We start from the raw sequence: 7,840 nt of genomic DNA on the forward strand, positions 1-7,840 counted from the left end.
TAAGTATTGTAGCATATTTCAATCTGTTCTAAATAATTCTTTTCTCTAGATTACATTTAAATCATTGAACCCCTTCCATCTCCAAGTCTAATCTTTTAAAAAAGTCATCCATGAATTTTAATCGTTCAATACCAATTTCTTTTGCTTTTTTAGTATGCAATTTTTCTGGAATTTTCTTAAATTTCACTTCATATTCAATAAAAGCTGAATGCTTTGAAATATCTTTTAATCTTCCATTTTCTGAAGTATTTGTATCTATTGGATTCTTTACTGATAAACTTTGTCCAAATTGCCCTGCAAGCATAAAACAGCGAGCAATTCCAATTGAACCAAGTGCATCAAGTTTGTCCGCATCAAAAAGTATTTTAGCTTCTATTGTTTTAGGTCTATTATCAGTTCTAAATCTATGTGTAATAATACAATGCTTTATCTTTTCAATTTTATCTTCTTCATATTCTAAATCTCTTAATATACCCTCTGCCATTTCGCTTCCCAATATAGCATGGTCAATTTCTCCTGTTTTATCTTTACTCTCTCTAACTCTAGCAATATCATGTAGTAATACTGCTGGAATAAGAACTTCCATGTCTACATTTTCTTCGTATTTTGATAAAAACATACATAGATTATACACTCTAAGTACATGATCAAGGTTGTGTGCCGAACATGACAATTCCTTTTCTACAATTTCTCTAATCCTTTTATGTATTATATCCATATCTATCCCCCATTAATAGCTAATTTTATTATAATTTTATCAAACATATGTTCGTAAATCAATATATTTTTTAAAGCTTGGATGAATATGAATATTATGTATTTTAATAAAAGATATAATTCTAGAATTTATCAATCAGGACCACCCGTAAAACGGGTGGTTTGCTTTAGCCCTATAAGGGCATATTACTAGCTGTGCTGCTCGCACGCCGAACGGTTTGCCAACCGCAAATTTTTACTAACTACCCCTAAAGGGGTTTATTTTATCTGCTCTTCTTTACTGGCTCACCCGTAAACGGGTCAATATATTCTTTTAAACTCAATTGCTCATATGCTATATCTTCTTGTATTTGATTTTTTATATATTCTTCAATTACTTTTTTATTACGCCCAACTGTATCAACATAATATCCCTTGCACCAAAATTGTCTATTTCCATACTTATATTTTAGATTAGCATGTCTATCAAAAATCATAAGAGAACTTTTTCCTTTTAAGTATCCCATAAACTGAGCTATGCTTAATTTAGGTGGAACACTAACTAACATGTGTATATGGTCCTTGCATGCATTTGCTTCTATTATTTCTACACCCTTATGTTCACATAACTTTCTCAATATTACTCCAATATCAACTTTTATCTTTCCATATATTATTTGTCTTCTATACTTAGGTGCAAACACTATGTGATATTTACAATTCCATTTGCTATGTGCTAAACTGTTATTGTTCATTATGAACTCCTCCTTTGTATTTCAAGTATTGGTCGGCAAACCTAATACTTATTTTACTAAAGGAGGATCTTTTTTTATACTCATAGCTAAAAGCTTTTTAGAACCACAGGTATAACCTGTGGTATTCTTTTATACAATAAATTAAGCCTTGGTTTCCCAAGGCTTAATTGTTTATCACTTTTTACTATTTTTAACTTCAGTCCATATATCGTCGTATAATCTTGTAGCTTCTCCTACATCTTTAATAAGTTCATTACCTTCTACTGCCTCTCTTGGTGGATAAACAGCTATGTCATTTAACTTACCTGGATCAATTAGAGGATAAGCTGCTTGATTTGGGTTTGCATAAGGGAACTCTTCAGATACTTGAGCACTAATTTCTGGTCTATAAATGAAGTTTATAAATTCCTCTGCTAATTTCTTATTTTTAGCCTTTGCTGGTATAACAAAGTTGTCATACTGTGGAACTACTCCTTCTTTTGTTAGAACTGTTTCCAAATTAGGATTCTCAAGCTTGGCAAGATATGCTTCTGTACCCCATACATATCCTATTGAAGCTTCTCCATTTATTAATAATGTTTTTGGCGATTCACTATCAAAAGCTTTTATGTTTGGCATTAGCTTTATCAAATCTTCCTTCGCCTTTTTAAGTTCTTCAGGATTTGTAGTGTTTATAGAATATCCATTCTTTTGAAGCGCCATACCTACAATAACTCTTGGGTCATCTAAGATAACCATAGAATTTTTAAACTCACTATCCCATAATCCATCAAAGGATGTAATTTCTTTTGATATCTTGCTTCTATCCACTACTATATAATTGCCTCCCCACATATAAGGTAGACTATATTTATTATTAGGATCAAACCCTAAATCTAATACATTTTTATCTATGTTCACAAGATTAGGTACATTAGCCTTATCTATTTCTTGAATTAGATTCTGCTTAATCATTATCTCAATAGCATAGTCACTAGTAACTACTAGGTCATAAGGTATATTTCCCCCCATAAGCTTTGCAAGCATTTCTTCGTTTGAAGAAAAAGTAGCGTAATTAACCTTTACGTTGTATTCTTTTTCAAACTGTTCTACAACTGATTGAGGTAAGAATTCAGACCAGTTAAATAGATTTAATACTTCTTTTTCAGTTTGTCCTACATTTCCGAACATAATAAATCCTGCTCCAAATACCATCAGTGAAACTACTACTGCTGATAATGCTTTTTTAATCTTCTTGTTTTTAAGAGCATTTCTTCTTATACCTTCAGCAATAAGTACCATACTTAAAGTAAATACCATCATCACTGTCGATAGAGCATTTATTTCCGGAGTAACACCAAACTTAACCATTGAAAATATCTTAAGTGGCAGTGTATTACTATCCGGTCCAGAAGCAAAAAAGCTTATAATAACATCATCTAAGGATAAAGTAAAAGCAAGCAATCCTCCTGCTATAATCCCTGGTGATATTACTGGCAATGTAACCTTAGTTAGAGTCTGCCAAGGGGTAGCACCAAGATCTAGTGCAGCCTCTTCTAAAGCAATATCAAATCCATCTAATCTTGCTCTAACCACTACAATAACATAAGCAATACAAAATGTTATATGTGCAAGTATTAAAGTTAATAGTCCTGCTTCTAAATTAAGTAAGGAAAAAAAGGCAAGCATTGATATCCCCATAACTATTTCTGGAATAACCACTGGAATATATAATAATCCTTCCATAACCTTTTTTCCCTTAAATTTATACCTATACATACCAATAGCTGCTAATGTACCTATAACTACTGCAAAAAAAGTACTCACAAAGGCTATAATTAAGCTATTTTTTAGCGCCTCTAATATTTGAGCATTATTTAATAAACTTTTATACCAATCTAGTGTAAATCCCGACCATGTAGCATTTAATTTTGATTTATTAAAAGAAAATACTATTAAAACTAAAATTGGTAAATATAAAAATCCATATACTAAAGCTGCATATATTTTACTTAACAGATTTTTTTTCTTATCCATTAACTACTAACCTCCTCTGCACCCTTTTTCGGTGTAGTTCCTTTAAAGTAAAGGCCAATAGCTATGAGCATTAGTATTATTACAATTACTGCTATAGCTGAACCAAATGGCCAGTCTCTGGAGGTTAGGAACTGATTTTTAATTAGGTTAGAAATAAGCATTGTCTTACTTCCGCCCATTAAGTCTGATATAAAGAAATAACCTAATGTTGGTATAAATACAAGCATACATCCTGCTACAATACCAGGCATAGTTAAAGGTAGAGTTATCTCTTTAAAAGTTTTATATGGTGAAGCACCAAGATCATTGGCAGCTTCTATATAACTCATATCTAATTTTTCTATAGAAGTGTAAATAGGAAGTACCATAAACGGTAGCATTATATAAAGCATTCCTATAAACACAGCACCATCTGTGTAGAGCATTTGTATTGGATTGGAAATAAATCCAAATCTCATTAAATAGGTATTAATTACCCCTTCCGTTCTTAATAATATTATCCATGCATAGGTACGAACTAAAGAATTAGTCCAAAATGGAAGTATAACCAAAAGTAATAGAAGTCCTCTATACTTTTTATTAGCTCTTCCTATAAAATATGCAAATGGATATCCTATAATTAAACATCCTACAGTGGTACTAATAGAAATAATTAATGTCTTGATTAATATTTGTCCGTATATAGGAGATAATAATCTTTTATAATTGTCCAATGTAAAAGGTAACTGGATATCTCCATATTCACCTCTTGATAGAAAGCTAACTATTAGCACAAGAAGTAGCGGAACAATAAAAAATGTAATTAACCATATGGCGACTGGACCTATGGTTTTAAATATTGGGGCAGACTTTAAAAACCTTCTCTTAAAACCCTCTTGACTCTCTAATGAAGCATTTTTATTTTCTGTCCTATGCAATAGCTTTCCAAGAAAGTTTGAAAAAGCTTTGCTAAGTTTACCCCACATTATTGTACCACCACTGCGTGTTTAGGGTTCCATGTGGCAAACACGTATGGTTTATTATGGGCATCTAAGGAGTATACATCACTTATAGGTTCTGATACAACGAACTCCATGCCATTTTTAGTAACAACAACGGTTTTAATAACCGAACCATTATAAATTCTCTCTTTAACATTTACCTTTATTCCAACCATTCCAATATCAACATTATTTGAAAGTTTAATTCTTTCTGGTCTAATTGCAAGACAAATTTCCTGTGCCATAGAAATCGGAGAATCAGCTATTAATATTTCTTCTCCAGCATCTTTATTTATAAGATATCTGTCTTCACCTTTTTCTAAAATCATGCCTTCAAATAGATTAGTTTCACCAATAAAGTTTGCAACAAACTTAGTTCTTGGCTTTTCATAGATCTCTGCTGGAGTACCAACATGCTCTATAACACCTTTATTCATAACTACAATTCTATCAGACATAGTTAATGCCTCTTCTTGATCGTGAGTTACATAAATAAATGTAATACCTAACTTTCTTTGAAGCTGTTTTAATTCTAATTGCATTTGTTTTCTAAGTTTTAAGTCTAATGCTCCTAAAGGCTCATCTAATAAAAGCACTTTTGGATTATTTATAACAGCTCTTGCTATAGCAACCCTTTGCTTTTGACCACCTGAAAGTTCATTTGGCATTCTATTTTCATAACCTTCAAGTTGAACCATTTTTAACATTTCACTTACTCTTGCTTTAATTTGACTTTCTGACACATTTTTAACTTTTAAGCCAAAAGCTACATTTTCAAAAATATTCATATGAGGAAATAATGCATAACTTTGGAATACTGTGTTAACACATCTTTTGTATGCAGGTACTTTTGATACATCTTCTTTATCTATAAAGATAGAACCTATACTTGGATCTTCAAAACCTGCTATCATTCTTAATGTTGTTGTTTTACCACACCCACTGGGACCTAAAATTGTTAAAAATTCTCCCTTCCTAATATCTAGAGAAATCTCTTTAACTGCTAAGGAATCACTTCCTACGAATCTTTTGCTAATACCTTTTAATTGAACCATTACGTCAATCAAGAAAATCACCCCTACCTTATATTGTTTGTTTATGTAAATTTAAATTACTAACTTTGTATAATTGACAATTTTAATTGCAAATCATCAAATTCCTTAAATCATGTTATATAAAAATAAAAAACCCCATGCATAAAAATTGCAGGGGTGTAGATTTCATAAGTATTTATCTCTTTGATAAAACTAACTGTCTTTGTATATGGATTATAAATTACTTTATAAATTTAGGACAAACTCCAAAGCGTTAACCAACGTTATCTTAATAATGTTTAAAATTCCTTCTTTATTAAGATGCTGTTGTTCCTATTTTCTCCATTAACCCCTCTTCTTTATTTATTTTAAATAATTGGTTTTTACTACTTAGCGACTTATCCGTACTCATAATATCCCTCTTATCTCAAAATAAAATTTTTAATATTTATCTCTTAAATTTATAAAATGATAACCTATATAATAAAGCTATCAGCTTAGATTATACCAAAGCTATCAAGAAAATTCTACAATTTATTTATATTTATTTAATGTAAATTTAGACAATTGATTTACTCAACAATTATCTCATTAAGTCAAGTGATTTATAATATTATATTCTAATATCTCTATAAATTTCATGTTTTTCATAAATACATAAAAATATCCCCCAAATTCAATTGAAGGACATTTTTAATATCTCAAATTTAAACGCTATAAATTATTTAACTACCTTAGAAAAGTTACCTAAAAAATATTAGGTATTTGGCAGGGGCAGCAGGACTCGAACCCGCAACCAATGGTTTTGGAGACCACTACTCTACCAATTGAGCCATACCCCTATAACGAAGATTATCTTATCATATTTTAGTATATATTGTCAATATAAATATAGTTCAGTATCTTTATATTTTAAAACAATTTACAACTTAATTTAATACATAATTTACAGCTGAAAACTTAACTTAATTCACAATTCACAATGCAAAATTTACAATTGTGGATATTTCTCAGCAGAAGCTGAGAAATTTAGAATTAATTCCACCACTGTATTTTATGTAATATGCACACTATGTAATACATTAACTATTATTTTAATTATATTGGCTATCTCTATTAATATTGCTTAAAAATTTTGAGTCTTGTCCAAACCATACTGTACCTCAAGAAACCCTTTCAGGGCTTCAGCACTGTTCCCCTAAGATGGATTTAATTCATAATGCACAGCAATAATTAAGTATGGATTATTTAAATGTATACATTAATTTTAAATTGGCATATTTATATATGTATATAAATATTAATATTTTAAAATAATGATTTATTTTTTGACATTATTTAATAATATGATACAATCTATTATTAAATATAAAAAATTCAATATTGTTAGGAGTGAATACTATGGGAAATATCGCAGCATTTTTTGATATTGATGGAACAATATATAGAGAAGGTTTAATAACAGAAGTTTTTAAAAAGATAATAAAATATGAATTAGTAGAAGAAAAAAAATGGTATAGTGAAGTTAGACCATCTTTTATTAAATGGGATAAAAGACAAGGTGATTACGATACTTATTTGTTAAAAATGGTAGATATATATATAGAAGCTATAAAAGGTATAAGCAGACATCATATAGATTACATTGCAAAAAAAGTAATAGAGCAAAAAGGTGATAGAGTATATACATTTTCAAGAGAGAGAATAAGATGGCATAAAGAACAAGGTCATATAGTTATTGCTATATCTGGATCTCCAATTGAGCTTGTAAGAGAGATGTCAAGCAAATACAATATGGATGATTATAGAGGTTCAATATACTTGCTAGATGAAAATGAAACTTATACAGGTGATATAATCCCTATGTGGGACTCTGAAAGCAAAGAAAAAGCATTGATGGAACTAAAAGAAAAATATGATATAGATCTTGAAAAAAGTTATGCATATGGTGATACATCTGGCGATTTTACCATGTTTAAATCTGTAGGAATACCTTACTGTATAAATCCTACTAAGGAGCTTTTAACAAAAGTTATGGAGGATGAAGAAGTAAAGGATAAAATAAAAGTTATAGTTGAGAGAAAGGATGTAACTTATAACTTAAATATAGATAATATACAATTTTTATAATATTTTTTAAAAAATTTTTTAGAGATTTATCTGAGGTTTTATGTTTACAAACCTAAAAAGCTTAAAAATTAGTAATGCTAAGCTGCTAAGGCTTATAGGATTATTCTACTTAATTCAGCTTCTTCTCTATATCTTAACTAAAATAATAATCAGTGAATACTACATTAAATTGAGTATTCGCTTTTTTAAAATATTAATTCTAGTAGTAAATTTTTCATATAAGTTAGGA

At 29.7% G+C, this 7,840-nt stretch carries 6 protein-coding genes and 1 tRNA gene; 1 reads left to right on the forward strand and 6 read right to left on the reverse strand.

Features of this window, described 5'->3' with window-relative positions:
• Window positions 1-61: 61 nt before the first annotated feature.
• The 6 genes from ACY1IQ_RS19895 to ACY1IQ_RS19920 form a co-directional block, all read right to left on the reverse strand.
• Complete coding sequence (locus tag ACY1IQ_RS19895; RefSeq protein WP_461615623.1) at window positions 62-718, reverse strand: HD domain-containing protein; 657 nt, start codon at window positions 716-718, stop codon at window positions 62-64.
• A gap of 262 nt (window positions 719-980) precedes the next feature.
• Window positions 981-1,451 carry an IS200/IS605 family transposase gene (gene tnpA / locus ACY1IQ_RS19900; protein WP_461612632.1) on the reverse strand — a complete coding sequence of 157 codons (471 nt, stop codon included), beginning with the start codon at window positions 1,449-1,451 and terminating at the stop codon, window positions 981-983.
• A gap of 174 nt (window positions 1,452-1,625) precedes the next feature.
• Entirely contained in the window at window positions 1,626-3,467 is a 1,842-nt protein-coding gene (locus ACY1IQ_RS19905) for an extracellular solute-binding protein (protein WP_461615624.1), read from the reverse strand.
• A complete protein-coding gene (locus ACY1IQ_RS19910; RefSeq protein ID WP_461615625.1) occupies window positions 3,467-4,432 on the reverse strand; it encodes an ABC transporter permease in 966 nt (321 codons plus the stop codon). Before ACY1IQ_RS19910 ends, ACY1IQ_RS19905 begins: the two co-directional genes overlap by 1 nt.
• On the reverse strand, window positions 4,432-5,514 hold the full coding sequence (locus ACY1IQ_RS19915; protein ID WP_461615626.1) for an ABC transporter ATP-binding protein: 1,083 nt from the start codon (window positions 5,512-5,514) through the stop codon (window positions 4,432-4,434). Before ACY1IQ_RS19915 ends, ACY1IQ_RS19910 begins: the two co-directional genes overlap by 1 nt.
• Window positions 5,515-6,247: 733 nt before the next feature.
• Window positions 6,248-6,323 (reverse strand) — tRNA-Trp (locus tag ACY1IQ_RS19920).
• A gap of 559 nt (window positions 6,324-6,882) precedes the next feature.
• Here ACY1IQ_RS19920 and ACY1IQ_RS19925 point away from each other — a divergent pair.
• Window positions 6,883-7,611 carry an HAD-IB family hydrolase gene (locus ACY1IQ_RS19925; protein WP_461615627.1) on the forward strand — a complete coding sequence of 243 codons (729 nt, stop codon included), beginning with the start codon at window positions 6,883-6,885 and terminating at the stop codon, window positions 7,609-7,611.
• Window positions 7,612-7,840: the final 229 nt, after the last annotated feature.

Source organism: Clostridium sp. Marseille-QA1073 (assembly GCF_054863625.1).

What these genes read in the sequence shown, in the direction of transcription:
- tnpA (WP_461612632.1), bottom strand. Translation starts at nt 1,451, where the DNA reads ATGAACAATAACAGTTTAGCACATAGCAAATGGAATTGTAAATATCAC.
- ACY1IQ_RS19910 (WP_461615625.1), bottom strand. Translation starts at nt 4,432, where the DNA reads ATGTGGGGTAAACTTAGCAAAGCTTTTTCAAACTTTCTTGGAAAGCTA.
- ACY1IQ_RS19925 (WP_461615627.1), top strand. Translation starts at nt 6,883, where the DNA reads ATGGGAAATATCGCAGCATTTTTTGATATTGATGGAACAATATATAGA.
- ACY1IQ_RS19905 (WP_461615624.1), bottom strand. Translation starts at nt 3,467, where the DNA reads ATGGATAAGAAAAAAAATCTGTTAAGTAAAATATATGCAGCTTTAGTA.
- ACY1IQ_RS19895 (WP_461615623.1), bottom strand. Translation starts at nt 718, where the DNA reads ATGGATATAATACATAAAAGGATTAGAGAAATTGTAGAAAAGGAATTG.